This window comes from Paraburkholderia sp. Cpub6, assembly GCF_014201065.1.
Lineage (GTDB): Bacteria > Pseudomonadota > Gammaproteobacteria > Burkholderiales > Burkholderiaceae > Paraburkholderia > Paraburkholderia tuberum.
Genome location: NZ_JACHDM010000001.1, coordinates 50,770 through 77,265, shown reverse-complemented (window position 1 = coordinate 77,265; position 26,496 = coordinate 50,770). Strand labels below are relative to the sequence as shown.

At 66.1% G+C, this 26,496-nt stretch carries 27 protein-coding genes, 1 other RNA gene and 1 riboswitch; of the genes, 14 read left to right on the top strand and 14 right to left on the bottom strand.

Annotation, left to right across the window (positions count from 1 at the left end; all coding sequences use genetic code 11):
* Window positions 1-62 precede the first annotated feature (62 nt).
* The 4 genes from cobU to HDG33_RS00405 are packed head-to-tail and all read left to right on the top strand — an operon-like array spanning window position 63 to window position 3,673.
* Window positions 63-617 carry a bifunctional adenosylcobinamide kinase/adenosylcobinamide-phosphate guanylyltransferase gene (gene cobU / locus HDG33_RS00420; protein ID WP_184021073.1) on the top strand — a complete coding sequence of 185 codons (555 nt, stop codon included), beginning with the start codon at window positions 63-65 and terminating at the stop codon, window positions 615-617.
* Window positions 617-1,558 carry an adenosylcobinamide-phosphate synthase CbiB gene (cbiB, locus tag HDG33_RS00415; RefSeq protein WP_184021070.1) on the top strand — a complete coding sequence of 314 codons (942 nt, stop codon included), beginning with the start codon at window positions 617-619 and terminating at the stop codon, window positions 1,556-1,558. The genes cobU and cbiB overlap by 1 nt, the downstream gene beginning before the upstream one ends.
* A gap of 33 nt (window positions 1,559-1,591) precedes the next feature.
* The gene (cobD, locus tag HDG33_RS00410) at window positions 1,592-2,668 is read left to right on the top strand and encodes a threonine-phosphate decarboxylase CobD (protein WP_184021067.1); all 1,077 of its coding nucleotides are present in this window, start codon (window positions 1,592-1,594) and stop codon (window positions 2,666-2,668) included.
* 54 nt (window positions 2,669-2,722) lie between these two features.
* Window positions 2,723-3,673 carry a cobalamin-binding protein gene (locus tag HDG33_RS00405; protein ID WP_184022805.1) on the top strand — a complete coding sequence of 317 codons (951 nt, stop codon included), beginning with the start codon at window positions 2,723-2,725 and terminating at the stop codon, window positions 3,671-3,673.
* Window positions 3,674-3,726: 53 nt separating this feature from the next.
* On the opposite strand, the gene cobC is transcribed toward HDG33_RS00405, so the two are convergent.
* From cobC to HDG33_RS00375, 6 genes are all read right to left on the bottom strand, one after another.
* Window positions 3,727-4,317, bottom strand: coding sequence for an alpha-ribazole phosphatase (gene cobC / locus HDG33_RS00400; RefSeq protein ID WP_184021063.1), 591 nt, complete (start codon window positions 4,315-4,317; stop codon window positions 3,727-3,729).
* Complete coding sequence (locus tag HDG33_RS00395; protein ID WP_184021060.1) at window positions 4,302-5,078, bottom strand: adenosylcobinamide-GDP ribazoletransferase; 777 nt, start codon at window positions 5,076-5,078, stop codon at window positions 4,302-4,304. The genes cobC and HDG33_RS00395 overlap by 16 nt, the downstream gene beginning before the upstream one ends.
* A gap of 73 nt (window positions 5,079-5,151) precedes the next feature.
* The gene (gene cobT / locus HDG33_RS00390; protein ID WP_184021057.1) at window positions 5,152-6,213 is read right to left on the bottom strand and encodes a nicotinate-nucleotide--dimethylbenzimidazole phosphoribosyltransferase; all 1,062 of its coding nucleotides are present in this window, start codon (window positions 6,211-6,213) and stop codon (window positions 5,152-5,154) included.
* Between the two features lie 33 nt (window positions 6,214-6,246).
* Window positions 6,247-7,056: an ABC transporter ATP-binding protein gene (locus HDG33_RS00385; RefSeq protein ID WP_409258946.1), complete on the bottom strand. Its 810-nt coding sequence runs from the start codon at window positions 7,054-7,056 to the stop codon at window positions 6,247-6,249.
* 29 nt (window positions 7,057-7,085) lie between these two features.
* Window positions 7,086-8,150, bottom strand: coding sequence for an iron ABC transporter permease (locus HDG33_RS00380; RefSeq protein WP_184021054.1), 1,065 nt, complete (start codon window positions 8,148-8,150; stop codon window positions 7,086-7,088).
* A 39-nt stretch (window positions 8,151-8,189) separates the two neighbouring features.
* Entirely contained in the window at window positions 8,190-10,121 is a 1,932-nt protein-coding gene (locus tag HDG33_RS00375; RefSeq protein ID WP_184021051.1) for a TonB-dependent receptor domain-containing protein, read from the bottom strand.
* Between the two features lie 90 nt (window positions 10,122-10,211).
* Window positions 10,212-10,476, bottom strand: a riboswitch (cobalamin riboswitch).
* A gap of 219 nt (window positions 10,477-10,695) precedes the next feature.
* Between HDG33_RS00375 and HDG33_RS00370 the strand changes: the two genes are divergently transcribed.
* The 5 genes from HDG33_RS00370 to HDG33_RS00350 all read left to right on the top strand — a co-directional run bounded on the left by HDG33_RS00370 (window position 10,696) and on the right by HDG33_RS00350 (window position 13,184).
* The gene (locus HDG33_RS00370) at window positions 10,696-11,055 is read left to right on the top strand and encodes an ATPase (RefSeq protein ID WP_184007785.1); all 360 of its coding nucleotides are present in this window, start codon (window positions 10,696-10,698) and stop codon (window positions 11,053-11,055) included.
* Window positions 11,052-11,366, top strand: coding sequence for a cell division protein ZapA (locus HDG33_RS00365; protein WP_184021048.1), 315 nt, complete (start codon window positions 11,052-11,054; stop codon window positions 11,364-11,366). Before HDG33_RS00370 ends, HDG33_RS00365 begins: the two co-directional genes overlap by 4 nt.
* Window positions 11,367-11,432: 66 nt before the next feature.
* Window positions 11,433-11,614: non-coding RNA, 6S RNA (gene ssrS, locus HDG33_RS00360), on the top strand.
* Window positions 11,615-11,755: 141 nt separating this feature from the next.
* Window positions 11,756-12,214: an EVE domain-containing protein gene (locus tag HDG33_RS00355; protein WP_090803419.1), complete on the top strand. Its 459-nt coding sequence runs from the start codon at window positions 11,756-11,758 to the stop codon at window positions 12,212-12,214.
* A gap of 244 nt (window positions 12,215-12,458) precedes the next feature.
* Window positions 12,459-13,184 (top strand): SIMPL domain-containing protein, encoded by a 726-nt coding sequence (locus tag HDG33_RS00350; protein ID WP_184021045.1) that lies wholly within the window; start codon window positions 12,459-12,461, stop codon window positions 13,182-13,184.
* Window positions 13,185-13,278: 94 nt separating this feature from the next.
* Here the strand turns inward: HDG33_RS00350 and lgt are convergent, their stop codons facing one another.
* Together lgt and HDG33_RS00340 are read right to left on the bottom strand one after the other, a co-directional pair.
* The gene (lgt, locus tag HDG33_RS00345; RefSeq protein ID WP_184021042.1) at window positions 13,279-14,184 is read right to left on the bottom strand and encodes a prolipoprotein diacylglyceryl transferase; all 906 of its coding nucleotides are present in this window, start codon (window positions 14,182-14,184) and stop codon (window positions 13,279-13,281) included.
* A 60-nt stretch (window positions 14,185-14,244) separates the two neighbouring features.
* Window positions 14,245-15,231 (bottom strand): LysR family transcriptional regulator, encoded by a 987-nt coding sequence (locus HDG33_RS00340; protein WP_184021039.1) that lies wholly within the window; start codon window positions 15,229-15,231, stop codon window positions 14,245-14,247.
* Window positions 15,232-15,389: 158 nt separating this feature from the next.
* On the opposite strand from HDG33_RS00340, the gene ilvD reads away from it, so the two are divergent.
* Window positions 15,390-17,063, top strand: coding sequence for a dihydroxy-acid dehydratase (gene ilvD, locus HDG33_RS00335; protein ID WP_184021037.1), 1,674 nt, complete (start codon window positions 15,390-15,392; stop codon window positions 17,061-17,063).
* Window positions 17,064-17,210: 147 nt separating this feature from the next.
* Window positions 17,211-17,549 carry a c-type cytochrome gene (locus HDG33_RS00330; protein WP_184021035.1) on the top strand — a complete coding sequence of 113 codons (339 nt, stop codon included), beginning with the start codon at window positions 17,211-17,213 and terminating at the stop codon, window positions 17,547-17,549.
* Window positions 17,550-17,573: 24 nt separating this feature from the next.
* Here the strand turns inward: HDG33_RS00330 and HDG33_RS00325 are convergent, their stop codons facing one another.
* From HDG33_RS00325 to HDG33_RS00315, 3 genes are all read right to left on the bottom strand, one after another.
* Window positions 17,574-18,392, bottom strand: a complete 819-nt coding sequence (locus tag HDG33_RS00325) for a DUF2486 family protein (RefSeq protein ID WP_184021033.1) — start codon at window positions 18,390-18,392, stop codon at window positions 17,574-17,576.
* Window positions 18,393-18,476: 84 nt separating this feature from the next.
* Window positions 18,477-18,893 carry a DNA polymerase III subunit chi gene (locus HDG33_RS00320; protein ID WP_184021031.1) on the bottom strand — a complete coding sequence of 139 codons (417 nt, stop codon included), beginning with the start codon at window positions 18,891-18,893 and terminating at the stop codon, window positions 18,477-18,479.
* A gap of 52 nt (window positions 18,894-18,945) precedes the next feature.
* The gene (locus HDG33_RS00315; RefSeq protein ID WP_184021029.1) at window positions 18,946-20,457 is read right to left on the bottom strand and encodes a leucyl aminopeptidase; all 1,512 of its coding nucleotides are present in this window, start codon (window positions 20,455-20,457) and stop codon (window positions 18,946-18,948) included.
* A 139-nt stretch (window positions 20,458-20,596) separates the two neighbouring features.
* Between HDG33_RS00315 and lptF the strand changes: the two genes are divergently transcribed.
* Genes lptF through HDG33_RS00300 form a run of 3 tightly spaced genes read left to right on the top strand, consistent with a single transcriptional unit; the run spans window position 20,597 to window position 23,265 of the window.
* Window positions 20,597-21,694, top strand: a complete 1,098-nt coding sequence (gene lptF, locus HDG33_RS00310; RefSeq protein WP_184021026.1) for an LPS export ABC transporter permease LptF — start codon at window positions 20,597-20,599, stop codon at window positions 21,692-21,694.
* Window positions 21,695-21,697: 3 nt separating this feature from the next.
* Entirely contained in the window at window positions 21,698-22,846 is a 1,149-nt protein-coding gene (gene lptG, locus HDG33_RS00305) for an LPS export ABC transporter permease LptG (RefSeq protein ID WP_184021023.1), read from the top strand.
* Between the two features lie 38 nt (window positions 22,847-22,884).
* Window positions 22,885-23,265 (top strand): sirohydrochlorin chelatase, encoded by a 381-nt coding sequence (locus HDG33_RS00300; RefSeq protein WP_018419678.1) that lies wholly within the window; start codon window positions 22,885-22,887, stop codon window positions 23,263-23,265.
* A gap of 57 nt (window positions 23,266-23,322) precedes the next feature.
* Here the strand turns inward: HDG33_RS00300 and cobA are convergent, their stop codons facing one another.
* The 3 genes from cobA to cysD form a co-directional block, all read right to left on the bottom strand.
* Window positions 23,323-24,078, bottom strand: a complete 756-nt coding sequence (gene cobA, locus HDG33_RS00295) for a uroporphyrinogen-III C-methyltransferase (RefSeq protein ID WP_090803404.1) — start codon at window positions 24,076-24,078, stop codon at window positions 23,323-23,325.
* Window positions 24,079-24,164: 86 nt separating this feature from the next.
* Entirely contained in the window at window positions 24,165-25,481 is a 1,317-nt protein-coding gene (locus HDG33_RS00290; protein WP_184021020.1) for a sulfate adenylyltransferase subunit 1, read from the bottom strand.
* A 24-nt stretch (window positions 25,482-25,505) separates the two neighbouring features.
* Window positions 25,506-26,468, bottom strand: a complete 963-nt coding sequence (cysD, locus tag HDG33_RS00285; RefSeq protein ID WP_184021008.1) for a sulfate adenylyltransferase subunit CysD — start codon at window positions 26,466-26,468, stop codon at window positions 25,506-25,508.
* Window positions 26,469-26,496: the final 28 nt, after the last annotated feature.

Genomic DNA, 26,496 nt, shown 5'->3' with positions numbered 1-26,496 from the left:
TGGACAGTGGCGTTGCAATGCAATCGAGCGGCATTATCCCATCGCGCCGGTACAATCATAGGATGACTCCCCGCGACCTCACCTTCGTCCTCGGCGGCGCCCGCTCGGGCAAGAGCGCGCATGCCGAGCGGCTCGCCAGCGACAGCGCCTTCCCCGTCACCTACATCGCCACCGCCCGCGTCACCGACGACGCCGAATTCAACGCGCGCATTGCGCATCATCGCGAGCGACGGCCCACGCATTGGGGGCTCGTCGAAGCGGACGACGACCTGGCCGGCGCGCTCGCGCAACACGACGCGCCGGGCCAGTGTCTGCTGATCGACTGCCTGACGCTGTGGCTCGCAAACCTGCTATGTCCCGCCGACGGCGCGGCGCCGCCGCTGTCGCACTACTACGAGAAGGCCGCCGCGTTCGAAGCGGCGCTCGCCGGCGCGCGCGGCAAGATCATCGTCGTCAGCAACGAGATCGGCCTCGGCGTCGTGCCGCTCGGCGAAGCCACGCGTCTTTACGTCGACGAACTCGGCCGCCTCAATCAGCGCATCGCCGCGTTGAGCAGCGCGGCCGCGCTGATGGTCGCGGGACTGCCGCTCGCGCTGAAAAGCGCGAGCGGCGCGTGATGCCGCCGCTGACCATGCCGCTGGTCGCGACGCTCGCGGTCGCGGGCGTCGCCGTCGACCGCTGGTTCGGCGAGCCGAGCCGCCAGCATCCGCTGATCGGGTTCGGCAACTGGGCGGCGCGTATCGAGGCGCGCTTCAATCACGACCGGCGTCTGCGGCTCAAGGGCCTGCTCGCATGGGCGCTCGCGGTTCTGCCGCCGGTGTTGATCGCGTGGTGGCTCGTCGCCGTGCTGCCGTTGTTCGCGGCCTGCGCGCTGCATGTCGCGCTGCTGTGGTTCGCGCTCGGCGCGCGCAGCCTGCGCGATCACATCGCGCCGATCGCGCGGGCGCTCGGCCAACGCGATCTGGCCACGGCACGTGAGTTGACCGCACGGATCGTCTCGCGCGACACCGAGCAGTCGGACGAGGCCGCGCTCGCGCGCGCCGCGGTCGAATCGGCGCTCGAAAACGGCAACGACGCGATCTTCGGCGCGCTGTTCTGGTTCGCGCTCGCGGGCGGGCCTGGCGCGCTCGGCTTTCGCCTCGCCAATACGCTCGACGCGATGTGGGGTTATCGCACGCCGCGCTATCTGCGCTTCGGCTGGGCCGCCGCGCGCATCGACGACATGCTGAACTGGATTCCCGCGCGGCTGACTGCCACGAGCTACGCGCTGCTCGGCGACACGCTGACCGCCTGGCGCTGCTGGCGCGACCAGGCGCCGCGCTGGGACAGCCCGAACGCGGGCCCGGTGATGGCCGCCGGCGCCGGCAGCCTGAACGTGCTGATCGGCGGGCCGGCCGTGTATCACGGCACGCTCGAGCATCGGCCGACGCTGGGCTTCGGGCGTCCCGCCGAGGCGCGTCATGTGGGCGCCGCGTTGATGCTGGTCGAACGCACGGTGATTCTCTGGCTGGCCGTGCTGATCGTGCTGGCGTTGTTGAGCGTGCCGTTTCATGGCTGAGCGGAACGACGCGCGTAGCGATGGGATGAGCGCATGACCGACTGGACGCAACCGCGCGAGCACGCCGCAAGCGGCCCGATCGCGCACGGCGGCAACCTGCACGAAGCGGCGGCGCGCTACGGCATTGCGTACGCGCAGTGGCTCGATCTGTCGACCGGCATCAATCCGCACGGCTATCCGGTGCCGCCGCTGCCCGCCGACGCGTGGCGCCGTTTGCCCGACGAAGGCGACGGCTTCGCCGAGCGGGCCGCGCGCTACTACGGCGCGCCCGATGCCGCGCACGTGCTGCCCGTCGCCGGCAGCCAGGCGGCGATTCGCGCGCTGCCCGCGTTGCTGTCGCCTGCGACGGTCGGCATCGCGCCGCTGACCTACGGCGAGTACGCGCCCGCGTTCGCGCGCGCCGGACACGCGGTCGCGCCGCTCGACGTGCATCGCGACACGCTGCCCGCCGCGCTCACGCACGTCGCGATCGTCAACCCCGACAATCCGACCGCCACGCATATCGATGCCGCCAGGCTGCTGTACTGGCACGCGCAGTTGCGCGAACGCGGCGGCACGCTGCTCGTCGACGAAGCGTTCGCCGATACGCTGCCGGCCGCGCGGGTCGCGTCGCTGGCGGCGCATACGCACCGGGACGGGCTCGTCGTGTTGCGCTCGCCCGGCAAGTTCTTCGGACTCGCGGGTGTGCGCGCCGGCTTCGTGCTGGGCGCGCCCGCATTGCTCGCCGATTTGCACGACAGGCTGGGGGCGTGGACCGTCAGCGGTCCCGCGCGTCATGCGGTGAGCGCCGCGTTCGACGATGCCGCGTGGCAAACGCGCATGCGTGAGCGGCTCATCGGCGACAGCGCGCGGCTTGCCGGGCTGTTGCATGCGCACGGTTTCGCGACACGCGGCACGCCGCTTTTCGCATGGACCGACGATGCGCGCGCCGCCGCGTTGCATGAAGCGCTCGCGTGGCGCGGCGTGTGGACGCGTCTTTTTCCGCCATCGCTTCGGGTGCCATCGGCCAGTGTGCGCTTCGGGCTGCCGGGCGACGAAGCCGAATGGACCCGCTTCGAGCAACAGTTGCAACAGGCGGTTGACTCGATCGATACCGCGCGGTCGAGTTAGCGCAGTGACCTTCGCACCCAAGCCGCTCAACGCTTCGTGATCCGCCCTCCTCCGATGATCCGCTTTGCACGTTCCATCCGCTTTGCCCCGCCCGCGCATGGCTTCATCCATTGGTTCGGCGCCGCAGCGCTCGCGCTGACCGCACTGAGCGCGCACGCCGCGATCACCGTCACCGACGACAGCGGCGCGACCGTCACGCTCGCCGCGCCCGCGCGGCGCGTGATCAGCCTCGCCCCGCACGTGACCGAATTGCTGTACGCCGCGGGCGGCGGCCCGAAGATGGTCGGCGCGGTGTCGTACAGCGACTATCCGCCCGAAGCGAAGCAACTCCCGCGCGTCGGCGACAACAAGGCGCTCGACCTCGAACGCATCGTCGCGCTGAAACCGGACCTGATCGTCGTATGGCGGCATGGCAACGCGCAGCGCCAGCTCGAACGCTTGCGCGAGCTACACGTGCCGCTCTTTTTCAGCGAGCCGCGCCGTCTCGACGATATCGCCGTGTCGCTGACCAGGCTCGGCCGGCTGCTCGGCACATCGGCGAGCGCGGATGCGGCGGCGGCCGCCTTCCGCGACGACATCGCCCGTCTGCGCGCGCGGTATGCGAACCGCCCGGCCGTCAGCGTCTTCTATCAGGTATGGGACCGGCCGCTGATGACGCTCAACGGCGAGCACATGATCAGCGACGTGATCACGCTATGCGGCGGCCGCAATGTGTTCGCGGACCTGCAGCCGCTCGTGCCGACCGTGTCGATCGAAGCGGTGCTCGCGGCGAATCCACAGGCGATCGTCACCGCCGCGCCCGGCGCGACGCGGCCCGACACGATGCTGCCGCAACTCGACACATGGCGCGCATGGCCGGGCCTCGCGGCCGTCGCGAACAACAACCTGTTTGCGATCGACGGCGATCTGATCAATCGCCCCGCGCCGCGCATCGCGCAAGGCGCGCGGCAACTGTGCGAGGACCTCGAACTGGCGCGCTCGCGCAGCAAGCAGCCCGCGCCATGACGGCGCCGCGCGTGGCGAGAAAAAAGGATCGGTTTTCCGGATGACCACGCGGGTCACGCATTCCATCGCACGAGCGACCACTGCAACGTCTCGTCGTTACGTCGCAACCAGACGATCCCCGTCATATCTAGCGACCACTGCAGGCAATGCGCGAGCGGCACCTCCAGCACCCACGACGCGATCGCGCGCATCACGCCCGCGTGCGTGACCACGTATGCGGGCGACAGCTCGCGCGTCAGCGCGAACGCATCGAACCACGCTCGCACACGCGCGACGAATTGCGCGACGCTCTCGCCGCCGTGCGCGCGCGCATGTTCGAAATTGGCGGCCCAGTCGTCGAGCAGCGCGCGATCGATCGTATCCCAGCGCTGCGCTTCCCACTCGCCGAAATCCATTTCCTTCAAGCGCTCGTCGTGGCTGACCACGCAGCCGAAGTCGTTCGCGATCTCGGTCGCTAGCGCGGCGCAGCGCGTAAGCGGACTCGTGATCAGCACACGCGGCGCCGGCACCTGCAAGCTCGCGAGCTTCACCGCCAACGCATTGGACGTCACCTCGGCGCTTTCCGCCAACGCGACATCACTATGGCCGTAACAAATCCCCGCCTCGAGCGCGACAGCGGGATGTCGAATCAGGACGATATCCATGCAAGCCCCACCAGGTAGATGCTCAATTCGAAGATCTGCTGCGCGAAGCCGAGGCAGTCGCCGGTATAGCCGCCGATGCGTCTGACGAAATAACGGCCCACCGCAAAGCGCAGCGCGAACAGCACAGCACACGTGAGCGCGGCGAAACGCCAGTCGGGCACGCCGGGGCCGTTCGGCCACAGCAGCCACGGCAGCCCGAACAGCGCGGCGCACAACAGCGCCGGCCCGCTCAAACGCTGCGCGACCGGCTTGGCTTTGCCGGCCGCGCGCACATAGTCGAGCGTGGCCAGGTAACTGATCGCGCACGCGCGGCTCGCGCCATGCGCCGCAAGCATCAGGCTTGCGGCGCGCAGCGGTGGCAACGCCGCGAGCGTTTGCCACTTGATCGCCAGGGCGATCACGAGCGCGATGGCACCAAAAGCACCGATGCGCGAGTCGTGCATGATGCGCAGCGCATCGTCGCGCGTATAGGCGCCACCGAACGCATCGATGCAATCGGCGAGACCGTCCTCGTGAAATGCGCCCGTGACCACGAGCGACGCGGCCATCGACAGCAGCACCGCGACACTCGCCGGAAACACGCGCAGCGCGGCCAGATAGACGAGCGCGCTGAAGCCGCCGACCAACACGCCGACGAGCGGAAAATAGCGCGCCGCGGCGTTCAGATAATGCGGCTCGAAACCGACCCAGCGCGGCACGGGCACGCGCGTGAAGTAACCGAGCGCCGTGAAGAAATAGCGCAGTTCCGCGAGCGGGTTCATGAACGTGGCAAGTGCAGCTTCACGGCGCTGCGGGCCGAGCTTCGCGTTATCGCGAAGCGCGTGCTCGTGCGCTTCACGGTTCGCGATCGGCGACGCCCGCCGAATCGAAGCTGGCCATCTCGTTGACGAACGCCACCGCCGCGCGCAGCAACGGCACCGCGAGCGCGGCGCCCGTGCCTTCGCCGAGCCGCATGTCGAGCGACAGCAGCGGCTGCGCGCCGAAATGACCGAGCATGCGCCGATGCCCGGCCTCGTTCGACGCATGCGCGAACACGCAGTACTCGCGTACGTCGGGCGAGAACGCATCGGCGACCAGCAGCGCGGACGTCGCGATGAAGCCATCGACGAGGATGGTCATGCGCGCCTCGGCGGCCGCCAGATACGCGCCCGCCATCATCGCGATTTCGAAACCGCCGAAGGTCGCGAGCACGTCGAGCGGCGCGCGTGCATCCGCATGGCGCGCGAGCGCCGCCGCGAGCACGTTGCGCTTCTTCGCGAGTCCGGCATTGTCGAGACCCGTGCCGCGGCCGACGCAGTCGTCGATCGGCACACCGCACAGGCGGCTCATCAGACACGCGGCCGCCGAGGTGTTCGCGATGCCCATCTCGCCGAAGCCGATCACGTTCGTGCCGAGCGCCGCGTGATGACGCACGCGCGCGGCGCCCGCCTGCATCGCGGCGAGCGCTTCGGCGTGCGTCATCGCGGCTTCGTGTGCGAAGTTGCGCGTGCCGGGCCCGACCGGAATGTCGACGAGTCGGTCCGTGGACGGCAGCGGCGTCGCGATGCCCGCGTTGACCACTTCGAGTTCGAGACCCGCGACGCGACTGAGCGCGTTGATCGCCGCGCCGCCCGCGATGAAGTTCGCGACCATCTGCGCGGTCACCGCTTGCGGATAGGGGCTCACGCCTTCGGCGGCGATGCCGTGGTCGCCCGCGAAAACGATCATCGCGGGACGCTGCACGGTGGGACGCGTACTACGCTGGATCAGGCCCATCTGGCGCGCGAGCGTTTCGAGCCGGCCGAGGCTGCCGGGCGGTTTGGTGCGCGTATCGATGATCCGCTGCAGCTCGGCGCGCAGCGTCTGATCGAGCGGCGCGACTTCGGGCAAACCGGCTGGGTGTGGGATGCGAGTCATAGGTGTGATCGAAACAAGGGATAGGAATAAATATCAGCCTGACTGTGCGTCATGGCCGGCAGGCGATTCGTGACGCGCGCGCGGCGCGGGTATCAGCGCCTCGTGCTCGCCGTCGCGAATCAGAATCAGCGGATAGCCGAACGCGCGGCTCGTCAACGCGGGCGTCAGCACGTCGCGCACCGGGCCCGCATACGCGCCGCCCGCGCCGTCGAGCAGCAACGCGTGCGTCGCGAAGCGGCGCGCGAGGTTCAGGTCGTGGCACGAGAACAGCACACTACGGCGCGGTTCGCGCGTCCATGCGACGAGCGCTTCGAGACAGTCGACCTGATGATGCAGGTCGAGATGCGACAACGGTTCGTCGAGCAGCAACAGCGGCGCGTCCTGGCACAGCACCGCCGCGAGGGCAACGCGCTGACGCTCGCCGCCCGATAGTGACAGCACGTCGCGCGTCGCAAAGTCCGCAAGGCCGAGCCGTTCGAGCGCCGCTCGCGCGGCCGCGCGATCCTCGTCGCGCTCCCAGCCCCAGCCGCCCAGATGCGGGAAGCGGTTCAGCAGCACGATGTCGAGCACGCTTGCGTTGAACGCATCGGCCGCGCTTTGCGGCATCAGCGCGCGGCGCCGTGCGAGCGGCAGCGGCTGCCAGTCGGCCACGCGCACGCCATCGAGTTCGACATGGCCCGCCGCCGGATGCAACAGCCCCGCCAGCGTCGATAGCAAGGTGGTCTTGCCCGCGCCGTTCGGCCCGGCGATGCACCAGATTTCGCCCGCCTGGAACGTGTGCGTGAACGCCTCGAGCAAGGTGCGCGCGCCGGCGCGCAACGTCAGGCGCTGCGTGCTCAGCATCGAACAGGTGGGGCTGGGTTTGGCTCGTATCATCGGCGGCGTTTGAGCAGCATCCACAGGAACACCGGTACGCCGACCAGCGACGTGATCACGCCGACCGGCAATTGCGCGGGCGCGATCACGGTCCGCGCGATCAGGTCCGCGCCCATCACCGCGACACCGCCGCCGAGCGCGGCCGCCGGCAGCAGCATGCGCTGATCGTTGCCGAACGCGAGCCGCAGCATGTGCGGCACGACGAGACCGACGAAGCCGATCGTGCCCGCGGTCGTCACCGCCGCGGCCGCCGCCAGCGACGCGACCAGGTACACACGCAAACGCAGCGGCATCACGGCGACGCCCAACGCCTGCGCGGCCGCGTCGCCGCGCAGCAACACGTTCAGACGCGGCGCGGCCGGCACGATCGCAAGCAGCACGAGCGCGAGCGCCATCAGCGCGGTCCACGGCAGCGCGCCGCCGTTGAGGTCGCCGGTGAGCCAGAACAGCATGCCGCGCAGACGGCTGTCGGGCGCGAGATTGAGCAGCAGCGTGATCAGCGCGCCCCACCCGGCCGCGATCACCGCGCCGGTCAATAGCAAACGGGGCGACGTGTCCTGCGGCTCGCCGCGCCATAGCTCGCGACGCGCGAGGCCGAGCACCAGCAGGATCGACACGAACGCACCCGCGAACGCACTCGCATCGACGATCCACCATGCGCCGCCCGCGATCATCGCAACGAGCGCGAACGTCGCCGCGCCGCCCGACACGCCGAGCACGTATGGCTCGGCCAGCGGATTGCGCAGCAGCACCTGCAGCAGCGCGCCGGCGAGCGCGAGCAACGCGCCGCACGCGAAGCCCGCGAGCGCGCGCGGCAAACGCAACGTACGCACGATTTCGCCGGCGAGATCGTCGCTGCCCGTGCCGCCGAACGTGTGCGTCGGCACGAGCGCCGCAAGCACGCGCGACGGCGCGAGCGGCACGCTGCCGAGCACCAGCGACGCGCCGAGCACCGCGACGGCGGCGAGCGCGAGCCCGAGCCAGATCGCGGCCGCGCGTTTCGCGTTCATCGGGCGCGGCGTCGCCATCGCGGCGCGCAGCGAAGCGGACGCGCGACTCATCCGCGTGCGCTCACGCATGCGGCCAACCCGGCGCGCGCGTCACTGCTGCTGCCAGCCGAGCGTGACATACGCACCGCGTCGCGGCGAGTTATACGAGTAGGCCGTTTCATAATCCTTGTTGAACAGATTGTCGATTTGCGCACTGACGTACCACGCTTTGGTGACGTTGTAGCGCGCCGACAGATTCACGATGCCATAACCGCCGAGGTTGCCCGTGCTATCGGTGCGCGGACCGCTGACGATCCACTCGCCGCCAACCCGCCATCCACCGATGCTGCGATTCATCGCGAACGACCCGAACCGACGCGCGCGCCGCACGAGGTCGGTACCGTTGTCGAGATCGACCGGGTTCTGCAGCGTCACCGTTGCGCGCACGTCGGTCTTACCGACATGACCGCTCCACGATCCCTCGAGTCCCTGCACCTTCGCACGGCCGACGTTCTCCGCGAGGTAGATGCCGGGGATCGTCTGCACGTAGTCGATCAGATTCGTATAGCGCGTCTGAAATGCGTTCAGACGCATCACGCCGAGCGCATCGGTCGCGTACTGCAAACCGGCTTCGACCGAATGACTGCGCTCGGGCTGGATCGACGGATTGCCGCTGATCGGATAGTACAGATCGTCGAAGCTCGGCGCGCGAAACGCATCCGAATAGCTTGCGGTTACCTTCCAGCGCGACGTGATGTCGAATCCGTAGCCGAGATAGTAACTGTTCGCTCCACCGAAATCGGAGTACTGGTCGCGTCGCACGTTGGCCTGAAACTGGTTGCGGCCGAAGCGCGCGCTGTAGCCCGCGAAGACCGAATCGACGTGACGGTCGGGCGCGGCGAACGTGTCGGAGTCGAGCGTCTGGTCGAGATGCTCGTAGCCGAGTTGCAGCTTCTGGTTCGCGGCGAGCGCGAAATCGTTCTGCCACGTGTACTGGCGATTGTCGGTATCGAAGCGGCCGTTGTAGATGCCATTGGTGTTCGACACGCTGCGGTCGTCGCCCTCGGCGAGCGTGACGTGGGTGGTCCACCAGTCGGTCAGCTTGCCGTTCGCGAATACCGACACCTGACGCACCTTGCTATAGAGATTGTTCAGATCGGTGGGCTCGCCGTACGCATTGTCGTAGCTGTTGTCGTTGTTCGACTGGAAGTAGCTGACGCCCGCGTCCCACCTGTCGGTGAACTTGTGACGCAGCGACGCGCTGATGCTCTCGTTCAGATTGCCGTTCGCGTTCGGATTCGCGTTCGGCGCCTCGAGCGGATTGAGCGACGAAAAGCCGTCGTCCTTCGTGCGCGCGAGCGAAATATTGAAAGTCGTGCGGCCGTCCTGATCGAGCGCGCCGTTCACGCCGGCCGTTTGCGTCTGCGTGCGATAGCTGCCGTAGCCGACCGAAAAATTGAAACGCGGCGGATGATCGCCGCCGTCTTTCGTGAACACCTGCACGACGCCGCCGATTGCGCCCGAGCCATACAACGCCGACACGTTGCCGTTCACCACTTCGACGTGATCGACCTGATCGAGCGGAATCTGTGCGAGTTGAGCTGAGCCGAGACTCACCGAATCGACGCGCACGCCGTCGATCAGCAGCAGCGATTGCGTCGACGATGCGCCGCGCAGAAAGAGGCTCGTGGTCGAACCGGGGCCACCCGTGCGCGAGATTTGCGCGCCTGGCGCGAGTTGCAGCAGGCCGGGCAGATCGGTCGCGGTCGTGTCGGCGATGTCCTGCTGATCGAACCGCGTGGTCTGCGGGATCGCATCGCGCAACGCTTGCGGTCCGCGTTGCGCGGTCACGACGATCGGCGACAGCAGGTTGCCCGACGCATCGGTGGAAGTGAGATTGGCCGCGTCGGCAACGTTTGCGGCGCTCGCAGCGGTTGCATCCGTCGCGGACGATGAAGACGCAGGCTCGGCGCTTTGCGCATGCACGACGAGCGGCAGGCTCGCGAACGCGAGCAGCGTTGCGCGGGCGATGGGGGACAGCATGGGATGACATTCCTGTGGATAGCGTGCGCGGCCTGCTTCCCCGCAGGCCGTCGCGTCACGAGGCGCCCCCTTGTTTAGCGTTTTCGCGGGGGGACGTCCCTCTTTTCTGGCCGGTATCCGGGCTACGACACATCGATCCGCCTTCCCACGCGTGACGCGCAGTGGCACACTCGCACGTTGAACTTCCAACCTTGCGACCAGGACCGACCTGCATGAGCACATCACATGCGGTCGCTTACCGTTGCGGGGGCAGCGCAGGTTCGCGCATCCGGTTTTGGCACCGCGCGCGCCCTGCTTCCCGTTTAACTGCGCGCGCCGAAAAGCGCGCGCGGGCACCAGAGTGCGGGAAGTTTAGGAGCGGCCTCGCGGGGCGTCAAGAAAGGTCGACCGGAGCGCAATCGGTTCTGTTGAATGCAGGTTATTGTCGGATGGATTGCCGGTTTTTATCTTATGGTCGACGACGCGACACCCAACGAACGTGCACGAAGCGATGCTGTTACGTCTCGAAACGAGACAATTGTCGGAACCTGTAATATTCCGCGCTAAAATGCGATGTCTTTAGAGGACGCAGCACATGCTCACCGAACTCGAATCACTCTCCCAGAACATCGGCAAGCTGATTGCGATCAGCCAGCGCCACAACGAAGCGCGGCTCGCGCTCGAAGAGCAGCTCGCGCAAACGCGTGCCGAAGTGCAAGCCACGCATGCGGAACTCGCGCAATTGCGCGAAGAGCGCGACGCACTGCAGGCGGAACGCGACGCGCTGTCCGCCAAGATCGACGACGCTCAGGTGCGCCTGAATGCGATTCTCGAAAAATTGCCGCGCGCACGCGCGAGCAGCGAACCGGATAACCAGCTCGATCTGCTCGAGTCCGCCCAGCCCGAACACGAGGAAGCGGAAAGCGACGTGAGCCGACACGGAGAAAGCGCATGACCACCAAGCAGATCGAAGTATCGATTCTCGAAGTACCCTATCGTCTCGCCTGTTCGCCGGAAACGGAAGGCGCGCTGCTCGAGGCGGTCGCGCGCGTCGACGCCGAGATGCAGAAAATCCGCAGCGGCAGCAACGTGCGCGGCACCGATCGCATCGCGGTGATGGCTGCGCTGTCGCTGGCATCGGAACTGCTTAAGCTGCAAAGCAGCGTGCGACACGGAGAAGCATTTCCTGCTGAAGAAATCCGGCGTACAATGCAGCAAATGAACGAACAGCTAGGTACTGTGATCGAGCAGTACAGCTTGCAGTAAGCAGTAGTGGGCCGGTTTCGAACCGGTCACGTGTTGAACGGTTTGGGTTGTAGCTTCATCGGTTTAGCTTCCCTGCCTGGTTCGCCAAGGTCATACATTCCTTGAACCAATGCCATGTGCACGGTTGCGGAAATTTGTAGCACGGGTGTGCGCGTCACTCAGTCTGATGTACCCGAAGTGTTGCTAACTGCGACCAATTCTGAACCCTCGGTTCAGGATGCCGGCCTAGCGGCTAAGGCGGGGACCTTATCTGGAACGGCATCGGACTTCGGTTCGATGCCGTTTTTCTTTGGTCGTCGTTTTTTCGTTTGAGCGCCTTTTTCAGGGGCTTTTCCGTACGCGCCTGCTGTTGTAGCGCTTCGTTCAATCTCACACGCTCACTCCGATTCATGCGCTACTGGCTGATGAAGTCCGAACCGGACGAAGCAAGCATCGACGACCTCGCCAACGCTCCTCATCGCACCTTGCCGTGGACCGGCGTACGCAACTATCAGGCGCGCAACTTCATGCGCGACGTGATGCAGGTCGGCGACGGCGTGCTCTTCTATCATTCGAGCTGTCCGGAGCCCGGCATCGCGGGCATCGCGGAGGTCTCGTCGACCGCGTATCCGGACCCTACGCAGTTCGATAAAAAGAGTCCGTACTACGACGCGAAATCGTCGCCGGAAACGCCGCGCTGGATGCTCGTCGACGTCGTGTTCAAGAAGAAAATCGGGCTGATTCCGCTTGCCGCGCTGCGCGAGCATGCCGAATTGCAGGACATGCGCGTGCTCGCCAAAGGCAATCGCCTGTCGATCACGCCGGTGACCGAAGCCGAATGGCGCTTCATCACCAAACAGCTGGTTTAAGGGCGAACGCGCGACGCGGCACCTGTCGTGATCGCATCCAGGTCATCGTTTCCGATGCGGCGGCGAAGCATTAATTGGGGAACCAAGCGTCGGTAAAACGCGCCTAATCGGTCGACGAAAGCGTGAACTCGAACCGGCCGCTCGACGGCAAGCCGATGCATTCGCCAGCGCATCCGTCAAACCGCGCGCCACACCCGGCGCTCGCGTCGAACGTGCACAACCTGTTCAAACAAGGATTCCAGTCATGACGACAAAAACCGCACGGTCCCTCGCACTTGCGCTCGCCTTGGGCGCGCCTGTGGCACTCGCACTGAACCCTGCACCCGCTCGAGCGCAGACCATGATGCCGCAGCCTTCGGGCGTGCTGTCGCTGAATGCGCAGGCGAGCGCGGAAGTCCCGCAGGACGAAGTCGAAATCACGCTGTTTTACGAGCAGGAAGCGAGCGAGCCGTCGTCGCTGACGTCGACGCTGAATGAACGCGCCGACGCGGCATTGCAGAAAGCGCGCGGCGTCAGCGGCGTGACCGCGCGCTCGGGCGCGTTCTCGATCTTCCCGTCGACGGATCGCGACGGACGCATCTCGACGTGGCGCGGCCGCACGGAAGTCGTGCTCGAATCGCGCGACTTTGCCGCGGCATCGAAGCTCGCCGGACAGATGGCATCGATCATGCAGGTTGGCAACGTGCGTTTCTCGCTGTCGCCGCAAGCGCAGCGCGCGGCCGAACAGCGGCTCAGCGGCGAGGCGATCAAATCGTTTCGCGAGCAGGCCGCGGCGGCCTCGCAGGCGTTCGGCTTTAGCGGCTATTCGATCCGCGAGGTCAACGTGAATCACAGCGGCGTGATGCCGCGTCCGATGATGATGATGAGCGCACGCGCGATGGGCGCCGACGCGAAGAGCGCGCCGCTGTCGCTCGAAGGCGGCACGTCGACGGTGACGGTCAACGTGTCGGGGTCGGTGCAGATGAAGTGACGCGCAAGCGCAAGCCCAAACTGAAAACGCCACGGCATCCATCGATGCCGTGGCGTTTTTTCATGCAACGCTCGCTACGCTAGCCGAGCGCCGCTCAGTTCGCGCCAACCGCCTGCGCCTGCTCGCGACGCCCACGGCGATACGCCCACACCATCAGGCCGATGCCCGCGAGAATCATGGGCAGCGACAGCCATTGACCCATCGACAGTCCCATCGCGAGCAGGCCGAGGAAATCGTCCGGCTCGCGCGCGAATTCGACCGTGAAGCGCGCCAGGCCGTAGCCGATCAGGAACATTGCGGAAATCGCGCCGAGCGGCTTCGGTTTGCGCGAGAAAAAGATCAGCACGAAGAACAGCGCCACGCCTTCGAGCGCGATCTCGTACAGCTCCGACGGATGTCGCGGCAGCATGTGATATTGCGCGAACACTTCGTTCAGATGCCATTGCGCGGCCAGTTGCGGATGCGCGGCGAGCCATGTGGCGTCGTCAGGCGCGGCGCCGGGAAACAGCATCGCCCACGGCGCGGACGGCTCGGTCACGCGGCCCCACAGCTCGCCGTTAATGAAGTTGCCGAGGCGCCCCGCCGCGAGGCCCGTGGGCACCATCGGCGCGACGAAGTCGGTGACTTGCAGCCACGAGCGCTTGCGCTGATAAGCGAACAGCATCATCGCGATCGTCACGCCGAGAAAGCCGCCGTGAAACGACATGCCGCCTTGCCAGACCTTGAAGATGTCGAGCGGATGCGCGAAATAAAAGCTCGCCTTGTAGAACAGCACATAGCCGAGCCGGCCGCCGAGGATCGTACCTAGCACGCCGTAGAACAGCATGTCGTCGATATCCTTCGCGGTCCAGCCTTGCGCGGCGACGTACGGCAGCCGCAGCCGCAGCCGGGCGACGACGATCGCCGCGACGAACGCGACGAGGTACATCAAGCCATACCAGCGCACGGCGAGCGGCCCCAGATGAATGGCGACAGGGTCGAAATTGGGGTGAATGAGCATCGTGTAGTTATGGGCAGTTCAGGTTCGAAAGCAGTTTTTACAGGGAATCAGAAGCGGGATCTAGACACGCGACGCGACGCTCGCCGCATGCGCGCGCACGATGTCGATGAAGCCCGCCAGCACCGGGCTGACCTCGTCGCTGCGCCAGACGAGGCCCGTCTCGATCGCGGGCACCGACTCGGACAGCGGCCGGTACACGACGCCCGTGCGCCGCAGGTTACGCAACGATTGCGGCACCAGCGCGACGCCCATGCCGGCCGACACGAGACTCACGATGGTCTGCATCTGGATCGCCTCCTGGCCGATCCGTGGCGCGAGGCCCGCAACGCCGTAGCAATCCATAATGATGTCATAAAAGCCTGGCGCGAGACGCCTTGGGAAGATCACGAGCGGCGCGTCGGCGACATCGCGCAGGCTGACGGGCATGTCGAGCCATTCGGCGGCGGGGTCTTCGGCGGCGCTGCCCTTGCCGTTTGCGTTCACGCTGCCCCGCAAGCCTTGCGCCATCTCCGTCGACATCGCGATCACGAGCGGCTCGCGCGCGATCGGCAGCCACGACAGCTGCGCCGCATGCCGCGACGGCAGCGGCGCGATCACCAGACCCGCGTCGATACGCCCGGCCACCAGTTCCTCGACCTGCACGTCGCTGGTCGCCTCGGCCAGTTCGAGCCGCACGCGCGGATGCCGCGCGCCGAAATCGCGCAGCAGCAGCGGCAGCAGGCCGTAATCCGCAGTCGACACGAACGCGAGCGACAGCACGCCCGCCTCGCCGCGCGCGAGGCTCTGCGCGAGCGGCCTGAGCCCTTCCGCGGCCGCGAGCAGCCGCTGCACCTCCGGCAACAGATCGGCGCCGACCGCCGTCAACTCGACCGAGCGCTTGGTGCGCGCGAACAGCTCGACGCCGAGCGTCTCCTCGAGCGCGCGGATCGCCTGCGACAGCGGCGGCTGCGTCATCGACAGACGCGCGGCCGCGCGCCCGAAGTGCTTTTCCTCGGCGACGGTGACGAAATAGCGCAACTGACGCAGGTCGGGGATCGTCGGCAGCATGATTAATATATTTTACGACCTGAACAACCGCGAATAATACACACGACGCGTGTCACGCAAAACCGCCGGCTTGCACGGTCTGGCGGAACTACACTGAACGGATGCGCGCGCGGACGCCGCCGCGCGCTTTCATCAGAACAGCCAGACTGGAGCTCCCCATGGCCTACAACCGTCGTTCGAAGAACATCACGCAAGGCATCGCGCGTTCACCGAATCGCTCGATGTACTACGCGCTCGGCTACCAGAAAGAGGATTTCGACAAACCGATGATCGGCGTCGCCAATGGCCACTCGACGATTACGCCGTGCAACGCCGGCCTGCAGCGTCTCGCCGACGCGGCCGTCACCGCGATCAGGCGCGCCGACGCGAACCCGCAGACCTTCGGCACGCCGACGATCTCGGACGGCATGTCGATGGGCACCGAGGGCATGAAGTACTCGCTCGTGTCGCGCGAGGTGATCGCCGATTGCATCGAGACTTGCGTGCAAGGGCAATGGATGGACGGCGTGGTCGTGATCGGCGGCTGCGACAAGAACATGCCGGGCGGCATGATCGGCCTCGCGCGCATGAACGTGCCGGGCATCTATGTGTATGGCGGCACGATCCGTCCGGGCAACTGGAAAGGCACTGATCTGACGATCGTGTCGTCGTTCGAGGCGGTCGGCGAATTCACGGCGGGCCGCATGTCGCAGGAGGATTTCGAGGGCATCGAGAAAAATGCGTGTCCGTCGACCGGTTCGTGCGGCGGCATGTACACGGCCAATACGATGAGCTCGTCGTTCGAGGCGCTCGGCATGTCGCTCATGTATTCGTCGACGATGGCGAATCCCGACCAGGAGAAGGTCGACTCGGCCGCCGAATCGGCGCGTGTGCTCGTCGAAGCCGTCAAGAAGGATCTGAAGCCGCGCGACATCATCACGAAGCAGTCGATCGAAAACGCGGTTGCCTTGATCATGGCGACCGGCGGCTCGACCAACGCGGTGCTGCACTACCTGGCGATCGCGCACGCGGCCGAGATCGAATGGACGATCGAGGACTTCGAGCGCATGCGCAAAAAAGTGCCGGTGATCTGCAACCTGAAGCCGTCGGGCCAGTACGTTGCCACCGATCTGCACAAGGCGGGCGGCATTCCGCAGGTGCTGAAGATCCTGCTCGACGCCGGGCTTCTGCACGGCGATTGCATGACGATCACCGGCAAAACGATCGCCGAGGAGTTGAAGGACGTACCAGCCAAGCCGCGCAGCGATCAGCAGGTAATCTTCCCGATCGACAAGGCGCTTTACGCCGAAGGCCATCTCGCGATCCTGAAGGGCAATCTGGCCGAAGACGGCGCGGTCGCCAAGATCACCGGGCTCAAGAACCCCGTCATCACGGGCCCGGCGCGCGTGTTCGACGACGAGCAGAGCGCGCTCGAAGCGATCCTCGCCGACAAGATCGTCGCCGGCGACGTCGTCGTGCTGCGCTACCTTGGCCCGAAGGGCGGCCCCGGCATGCCGGAAATGCTCGCGCCGACCTCGGCGATCATCGGCAAGGGGCTCGGCGAATCGGTCGGGCTCATCACCGACGGCCGCTTCTCGGGCGGCACCTGGGGCATGGTGGTTGGGCACGTCGCACCGGAGGCGTTCGTCGGCGGCACGATCGCGCTCGTGCAGGAGGGCGATTCGATCACGATCGACGCGCACCAGCTGCTGCTGCAACTGAACATCGACGATGCCGAGCTGCAGCGCCGCCGCGCCGCATGGCAGGCGCCGGAGCCGCGCTACACACGCGGCGTGATGGCCAAGTATTTCGCGCTCGCGCAGCCGGCGAATCGAGGGGCGGTGACGGGGTAATGACCGCGGCCGGCGTGGCCCGCCCCGACAGGGATAACCCGCCGCCACGTTACGCGAAAACGCAAGGGGCGCACGAAAATCCGTGCGCCCCTTTGCTCTTATAATGCGTGCACCACGAGCCGGGCATCTGCACTGGCGGAGACCATAATGAAATCGATGTCGTACGCAGCCGTGGCAGCCACTGTTGCGCTCGCCGCCGCATTGAGCGCCGCCAGTCCCGCAGCCCGAGCCGAAACAGCCGGGCTCGCGCTCGCCCAGCAGAAGAACTGCATGAGCTGCCACTCGGTCACTCGCCCGTTCATGGGGCCGGCGCTGCACGACGTTGCAGCCCGCTATGCGGGCCGCAACGACGCCGCCTCCTATCTGAAGCGCAAGATCCTCGATGGCGGCACCGGAGTATGGGGAACCGTGCCGATGCCCGCGAACACGCAACTGACGCCCGATCAGGCGGCCACGCTGGCGGCTTGGGTGCTGACGCTCAAATAACGGCGCTCTCAGGTCACCGCGGCGTCAACGCGAGCGCCGCGCGATTTCTTCTTCCACCGCTTCACGTACCCAGTCGGTCATCTCGGCTTCGAGCGTCTGCGCGACCTCGCGCGTGATCTGGCTCACGAGCAGACTGGTGTGCTGCTGCACTGCATCGCGGCAGCGCGCCTCGATGATGCCGCGCCCCTCGCCCGTCAGAAAACGCTGGAAGCGTCCGTGCAAACGTGCGGCGAGCGCGTCGGCATCGAGTGTCGGCCGAGCGGGAGCGGCTTCGTGCGCGCCTTCATGGTCGATATCCGGCGGCACGGTCGCGCCGGCTTCGAGCGGTATGAAGGGCTCGGTACGATCGAACACGCCGGGCGACACCTCCACGTCCTCATGCAAGTCGTCATGCCCATGTCGCACATGAATGCCGTGATGCGGCCGTGCGTGTTTTCTCGGGTGCGTGTGATCGGCCACGTGCGGCTGATGAAGCTCGGTCTGCGCGAGAGGCTCATGCTCCGCCGCATGCGGGGCTTCTCGCGTCGGCATCGGCTCCGGCACGAGCACGGGCTCCGGCGAACTCAGTTGCTCGGGCGTGGGCACCGGTTGGGGCGCGAGTACCGGCTCGGGCGCCAGCGTCGGGTCGGCTCGATGCGCGGGCGGTGGCACGAACGCGGGCTCCGTGCGGGAAGCGGGCTCGGGCACCGCCGCCGGTTGCGCGACGGCTGGGCTTGCGGGCTCGGCGCCCGGCTGGGATGCAGGCGCGGCGGTATCGGTCGACGCCTCGCGCGGCTCGCGCGCGCGGCCCGGCACGAGGACCTCGTTCAGGACCGGAATCGAATTGTCGTGGGGATCGGACACGTGCGCTCTCCGTGTTTGAGTCGAAGCCAGGGCAGGCGGTCCGCATGCCGCGTTCCTCGCGGCCATGACGCGCAGCGCAACGAACTAGCCGCCCTGCTTGTAGTTGTTCAAAGCATAGCCGCGATCGCGATAGAAGCGATAGCGCTCGCGGCCCGCAGCGAGTTCCTCGTGTGCGTTACCGACCACTTCGAGCAATCTTTCGAAGCGCGCGAACTGCGCCGGCACCGTTGCGCCCAGATTGAGCAGCACCTGATGATGCGGCACGTCGTCGAGATTCGTGGCCAGCACGACGGGCGTGTCGGTGGCAAGCGGCGTGCCCGCCATGCAGTGCGGCACGAAGTCGAGCGGCGAGAAGGTCCACAGCATTTCGTCGAAGGCGCGCAGGCGCGCGGGCTCGGCCAGCACGACGAGCGGCTGGCCCGCCAGATACGCCTTGCGCACGAGGCGGCACGCGTACAGCAGCGAATCGCCGACGTTCGAGTGAAAGTCGATTCTCGTCATCGGCCGCTCCGCCCCGCTTGCCGCGCGCCGTGCGCGCGCTTACCGCACTGCGTCATTGGCCGGCGCGGTCGATCAGGAACTGCGCGAGCAGCGGCACCGGACGGCCCGTCGCGCCCTTCGCGGTGCCGCTCTTCCACGCGGTGCCGGCGATGTCGAGATGCGCCCACGGGTACGAATCCGTGAAACGCGACAGGAAGCACGCGGCCGTCACGCTGCCCGCCGGACGCCCGCCGATATTCGCGACGTCCGCGAAGTTCGACTTCAACTGGTCCTGGTACTCGTCGTCGAGCGGCAGGCGCCATGCCGGGTCGGCCGCTTCGCGCGACGCGTCGAGCAGTTCGCCCGCGAGCGCGTCGTCCTTCGAGAACAGGCCGCTGTTGTGATGGCCGAGCGCGATGATGCAGGCGCCCGTCAGCGTCGCGATGTCGATGACCGCGGCCGGCTTGAAGCGCTCCGCGTAGGTGAGCGCGTCGCACAGAATCAGGCGGCCCTCGGCGTCGGTGTTCAGCACCTCGATCGTGAGGCCCTTCATGCTGGTGACGATGTCGCCCGGCTTGGTGGCCGTGCCCGACGGCATGTTCTCGACGGCCGGAATGATGCCGACCACGTTGATCTTCAGGCCCATCTCGGCGACCGCGCGCAGCGTGCCGAGCACCGAGCCCGCGCCGCACATGTCGTATTTCATCTCGTCCATGCCCTCGCCCGGCTTCAGCGAGATGCCGCCCGTGTCGAACGTGACGCCTTTGCCGACCAGCACGACCGGCGCGGCCTTCGCGGCGGCGCCCTGGTACTGCAGCACGATGAACTGCGCCGGTTCGACCGCGCCCGCGGTGACCGACAGGAACGAGCCCATCTTCAGCGCTTCACACTGTTTCTCGCCGAGCACCTCGACCTTCAGCTTCCAGTCTTTCGCGAGCTTCTTCGCGGTGTTCGCCAGATAGGTCGGCGTGCAGACGTTGCTCGGCAGATTGCCGAGCTCGCGCGTCAGGTCCATGCCGTTGGCGAGCGCGCCGCCCTGCCTGGCGGCGAGCTTGGCGGCCTTCTCGTCACCAGTGTTGACGCTGAACACGATGCGCTTCAACGCGCGCGGCGTGTTGTCCGGCTTGCTCTTCAGTTGCGTGAAGCGGTAGGTCAGCTCGCGCAGCGCGAGGATCGCGGCGCGCACGCACCAGTCGGCCGTGCGTTCGAGCACCGGCAGTTGCGCGAGCGTGAACGTGACCTGCACGATCTTCGTGCCGAGCAGCGCGCGCCATGCGGCGCGGACCGCCTCGCCGTAGGCTTTCTGACTGAAAGCGTCCTGTTTGCCGAGCCCGACGAGCAGCACGCGCGACGCGCCGATGCCCGACACCTCGTGCAGGAACAGCGTGGTACCCGCCTTGCCGTCCATGTCGCCCGCCTTGATGACGCGCGTGAGCAGGCCCTTGGTGGCCGCGTCGATCTCCAGCGCGGCGCCCGACAGCGTTTGCGACTCGAACACACCGATCACGATGCAATCGGATTTCCCGGTCAGGAAACCGTTCGTCGAGCCTTTGGTCCAATCACAGGCTTTTATGCTAAAGTCCATCGCGCTTGTCCTCGGATAAAATCTGGGCTTAAGATGAAAGCCGCAATTATCCGCTATTTTTCCCGCGGCGGCTGCACCGGAGGCGTGACGGGAACGAACACCCCCGCGTCGCCGTGAGCGCCCCCTCTCGTCATCAACAATGATCTTTGAACGCTCCCTCCAGCGCGAGCTCGCGTACACGGCTGGCGCCGTGTTCATGGTTCTCCTCACGCTCGTGCTGACGACGATGATGATCCGCATCGTCGGCTTCGCGGCCTCGGGCGAGGTCGACCCGCGCGACGTGCTGGTCCTGATCGGCCTCACCGTGATCGGCTATCTGGCCATCATGCTCGTCGCGACGCTGTTCGTGTCAATCCTGTTCGTGCTCACGCGCTGGTACAAGGACTCCGAGATGGTCGTGTGGCTGTCCTCGGGCGTCAGTCTCACGCAATTCATCAAGCCGATCGGCATTTTCGCCACGCCGATCATCATCCTGATCATGTTCTTCGTGTTCGTCGGCTGGCCGTGGTCGAACCAGCAGAGCAAGCTGATCCGCGCGCGCTTCCAGCAGCGCGACGAGGTCTCACTGCTCGCGCCGGGGCAGTTCCGCGAATCGCCGACCACGCACCGCGTGTTCTTCATCGAGAAGATGTCGCCCGACCAGGGGCATGTGGAAAACGTGTTCGTGACGAGCACCGAGGGCGGCAAGGTCAACGTCGTGGTGTCGAAGAACGGCCACATCGAGACGCACAAGAACGGCGACCGCTTCGTCGTGCTGGAAAACGGCCGCCGCTACGACGGCGAACCGGGCCACCCCGATTTCCGCATCATGGAGTTCGCGCGCTACGGCGTGAAGATCCAGAGCCAGCCGGTCGTCAATACGCCGACCACCACCGGCTTGCCGACGCTCACGCTGCTGCGCAATCCCACTAAAGAGAACCTCGCCGAATTCGCGTGGCGCGCGGGTCTTCCGTTGATCGCGATCAACCTGATGCTGCTCGCCATTCCGCTCGCGCACCAGAACCCGCGGCGCAGCCGCACGATCAACCTCGTGATGGCCGTGTTGATCTACCTCACTTATTCGAATCTGCTGAACGTCGTGCAGGCGTGGATCGAGCAGGGCAAGATGTCGTTCGGCGTCGGGCTCGTGATCCTGCACGTGATCGTGCTCGGGATCGTCGCGTTCATCTTCTGGATGCGGGTGCGCAACCGGCCGCTATTTACGCGCGCCATGTTCAGCCGTTCGCAGGGAGCCTGAGCGATGCGCATTTATGAAAGGTATTTCGCGCGTCAGATCTATCTCACGTTCGTGTTCATCCTGTTTGCATTTTCAGGTCTGTTCTTCTTCTTCGACCTGATCAACGAACTGAACTCGGTCGGCCACGGCAACTACAAGTTTCAGTACGCGGTGCTGCGCGTCGCGCTGCAAACGCCGTCGCGTTTCTACGAAATCATTCCGGTCGCGGCGCTGATCAGCGCGATCTACGTGTTCGCGCAGATGGCGGCGAACTCCGAATACACGATCTTCCGCGTATCAGGCCTCGCGACGAATCAGGCGCTGCGCTCGCTGCTGAAGATCGGCATTCCGCTCGTGATCGTCACCTATCTGATCGGCGAAGTGGTCGGCCCGTATACGGATCAGCTCTCCGAGCGCGTGCGGCTCGAGGCGCTCGGCTCGTCGGTGTCGAGCAACTTCGAGTCGGGCGTGTGGGTCAAGGACACGCTGACCGAGCGCGCCGACGGCGAGCAGGTCACGCGCTTCGTCAACGTCGGCGAGCTGAAGCCCGACGCGACGATCAGCAACGTGCGCATCTACGAGTTCGATTCGAAGTTCCGCCTGTCGAACATTCGCATCGCGCAGAGCGGCCGCTATCAGCCGCCGGGCCACTGGCTGCTGACCGGCGTGACCGATACGCAACTGCTCGACGTGGCCCCCGCTCCGGGTACGCCGGCAGATGCGCTCAATCCGGTGTATCGCGCGAAGCAGGTCACGCTACCCGAGTATTCGCTGCGCTCGGAGCTGACGCCGCAGATCCTGTCGGTGCTGCTGGTGTCGCCCGACCGGATGTCGATGTTCAATCTGTTCCGCTATATCCAGCATCTGACCGAAAACCATCAGGACACGCAGCGCTATGAAATCGCGCTGTGGCGCAAGGTGCTGTATCCGTTCGCGGTGTTCGTGATGCTGGTGCTGTCGCTGCCGTTCGCGTATCTGCATACGCGCGCGGGCGTGGTCGGCGTGAAGGTGTTCGGCGGCATCATGCTCGGCATGAGCTTCCAGCTGTTCAACACGCTGTTCTCGCATATCGGCACGCTCAATACGTGGCCCGCGCCGTTGACCGCGGCGACACCTGGGCTCGTCTACCTGGTGCTGGGGCTCGTCGGGTTGAAGTGGGTCGACCGGCACTAACGCCAGTGCGTTGAGGGGCATCGTCAGGAGCTGATGCGATGGCTATGCACGGACTGATTCTGTTTGGCCACGGCGCGCGCGATGCGCGCTGGCGCGAGCCGTTCGAACGGCTCGCCGACAAGCTGCGCGCCGCGCGCGCGGCGACGGGCGAAGCTCCTGCGGTTACGCTCGCCTTTCTCGAACTGATGGAACCCGACCTGCCGACGGCCGTCGCGCAACTCGTCACGCAAGGCTGCGATGCGATCACCGTGGTGCCGGTGTTCTTCGGGCAAGGCGGTCATGTCCGCAAGGATTTGCCCGCGATTGTCGATCATTGCCGCGCCGCGCATCCCGGTGTCGAGATTCGCTGCGCGGTGGCAGTCGGCGAGGATGATTCGGTGCTGGATGCGCTCGCGCAGTATTGCTTGCGGCAGCTCTGATTTTTTCGTTCTGGTGGCTCAGATTCGCCGCTCTCGGGTCGGCCCTGCCGAGGATATTCAGGCCGCGACCAGCATCCCGTTCGACGAGCGCTTCGCCTCGGTCTGCCGCGCCGCGAACGCCTCGCCGATCATCAACAGACTCGGCTGCGACGCATCGACCCAGCGCTGCGCTTCGCCGGCCGCAAGATCTTCCAACGTCAGCGTCAGCATGCGTTCGCGCGGCGTGCTGCACGCCTCGACGATCGCCACGGGCGTCGTCGCGGGCTTGCCAGCATCGATCAGTTGCTGCGCGATTTCGACGCCGCTGTCGCGGCCCATGTAGAACACCAGCGAATCGGCGTTGACCTGCTCGCGGATCTCATCGGAACCTGGCGCGCGGCTGAACGTCGCGAGCGCGACGCTGCGCGACACGCCGCGCAGCGTCAGCGAACGCTTCAGCGTGGCCGCGCTCGCCAGTGCGGCGGTGATACCCGGCACGACTTCATACTCGATGCCCGCGGCTTCGAGCGCGCGCATCTCTTCGTCGGCGCGGCCGAACAGCATCGGATCGCCGCCCTTCAAACGCACGACTACGTCGTGCTCCAAAGCCGCATCGACGATCTGCTTGTTGATGAACTGTTGGGCCGTCGATAGCTGCCCGCAGCGCTTGCCGACCGCAATGCGCTTCGCGCGCGCGGGCGCGTAGTCGAGCATCGCCGGCTCGACCAGCGCGTCGTGCAGCACGACGTCGGCGGCGCCGAGCAGCCGCGCGCCGCGCACTGTAATCAGGTCCGCGGCACCGGGTCCCGCGCCGATCAGATAAACCTTACCCATTGACATCAACCTGTTCGTTGGAGCGTACGCGGCGGCGCGTTGCGCCGCCTGTGTGGCCCATCCGTCGCCTGCCAGCCTTGCCGTGCTCAGGCGGAAAACGCGCGGATCATGCCGGCGGCGACCGTGTGGTTCGTCGCCTCGTCGATCAGCACGAACGCGCCGGTGCCCTGATGCGAGTCGTACGCGTCGCACACGAGCGGCTTCTGCAAGGTCAGCGCGACACGACCGATGTCGTTCATCGCCAGTGCCTTGCGATCGGTCGCCTGCGACAGCGTATGCACGTCGAGCACTTCCCTGATCGCGCCGATCTTGGCGAACACCGTGCTGGTGGTCTGCTTCAGCAGATACTTGCGCTGCGTCGACAGCGGCGTGTCGTCGAACCAGCAGAGGTCCGCTTCGAGCTTCTTCGCCGGCTCCGGCGCCGCTTCGCGCAGCACGAAGGTGTCGCCGCGCGACACGTCGACGTCTTCGGTGAGACGGATCGTCACCGTCTGACCGGCGAACGCACGGTCCACCTGCGCGGTGCCGCCGACCACCGGCGCGATGATCTCGGCCACGGTCGCTTCGCGATTGGCCGGCAACACGACGATCGTGTCGCCGAGCTTCACTTCGCCCGATTCGACCCGGCCCATGTAGCCACGGAAATCGTCGGCCTGGCTGCCGTCCTGGCGCGCGACCCACTGCACTGGAAAGCGCAGCGCCTCGCCGCTCGCGGTTTCGACCGGCAGCGCTTCGAGCACGTCGAGTAGCGGCTCGCCCGCGTACCACGGCATGCGCTCGCTCGCCGTGACGATGTTGTCGCCCTTCAGCGCCGACACCGGCACGAAGCGCACGTCCTGCAGACCGAGGTGACGCGCGAGCTCGACGTAGGCGTCGCGGATCTCGTTGAAGCGCGCTTCGCTGTAGTCGACGAGGTCCATCTTGTTGATCGCGACGATCACGTGCTGCAGACCGAGCAGCTTGACGATCGCGCTATGACGCTTGGTTTGCGGCAGCAGTTGCGCGACGCCGTTTTCGAACGTCACGCGCGTCGCGTCGACGAGAATGATCGCCGCATGCGCGGTCGACGCGCCCGTCACCATGTTGCGCGTGTACTGCTCATGGCCCGGCGTATCGGCGATGATGAACTTACGCTTGGCGGTGGCGAAGTAGCGGTAGGCGACGTCGATCGTGATGCCCTGCTCGCGCTCGGCTTCGAGGCCGTCGGTCAACAGCGACAGATCGATTTCATCGCCGACGGTGCGCTTGTTCTTCGCGCGCGACAGCGCCGAGAGCTGGTCGCTCAATACAGCCTTGCTGTCGTACAGCAGGCGGCCGATCAGCGTGCTCTTGCCGTCGTCGACGCTACCCGCGGTGATGAAACGCAGCACGCCGAGGTCTTCTGGTTGATGAATACTGCTCATGGTTGCTTTGCCTTCGTCGTGTGCTTAGAAATAACCCTGCTTCTTGCGCTGTTCCATCGCCGCTTCCGACACCTGGTCGTCCATCCGCGTCGCGCCGCGTTCCGTGATTTCGGTGACGGCCGTCTCGGCGATGATCTTCTCGATGACGTCCGCGTCGCTTTCGACCGGGCACGTGCAGCTGATGTCGCCGACCGTGCGGAAACGCACGAGCGCCTGTTCGCTCGTCTCACCTTCGCGCATCGGCGTGAGCGGCGTGACCGGCACGAGCAGGCCGTTGCGGCGCACGATCTCGCGCTGGTGCGCGTAGTAGATCGACGGCAGTTCGAGCTGTTCACGCGCGATGTACTGCCACACGTCGAGCTCGGTCCAGTTCGAGATCGGGAACACGCGCATGTGTTCGCCGTTGTGCAGACGCGCGTTGTACAGGCTCCACAGTTCCGGGCGCTGCGCCTTCGGGTCCCACTGGCCGAATTCGTCACGGAACGAGAAGATGCGCTCTTTCGCGCGTGCCTTTTCCTCGTCGCGGCGCGCGCCGCCGATCATCGCGGTGTAACCGTACTGCTCGATGGTTTCGAGCAGCGTCACCGCCTGCGCGGCATTGCGCGAATCCGTTTCGCGACGCAGACGCACGGTGCCGCGCTTGATCGAATCTTCAACATGGCCGACCACCAGTTCCGCGCCGATCTCTTGCGCGCGACGATCGCGGAAGTCGATCACTTCGTCGTAGTTGTGGCCCGTGTCGATATGCACGAGCGGGAACGGTAGCTGCGTTTTGCGGTTCGCACCGAGGCCGAACGCCTTCAGTGCGAGCGCGAGCACCACCACGGAATCCTTGCCGCCCGAAAACAGCAGCGCCGGCTTGCTGCATTCGGCGACCAGTTCGCGCAGGATGTGAATCGACTCGGCTTCGAGCCAATCGAGGTGATCCATCCGGTTGACCGTGTTGGCAAGCGGAGCGTTGACAGTGGAATCGAGCGTGGTGCTCATAGCGGGTCCTTCGTTGGTTCGCCCGGCA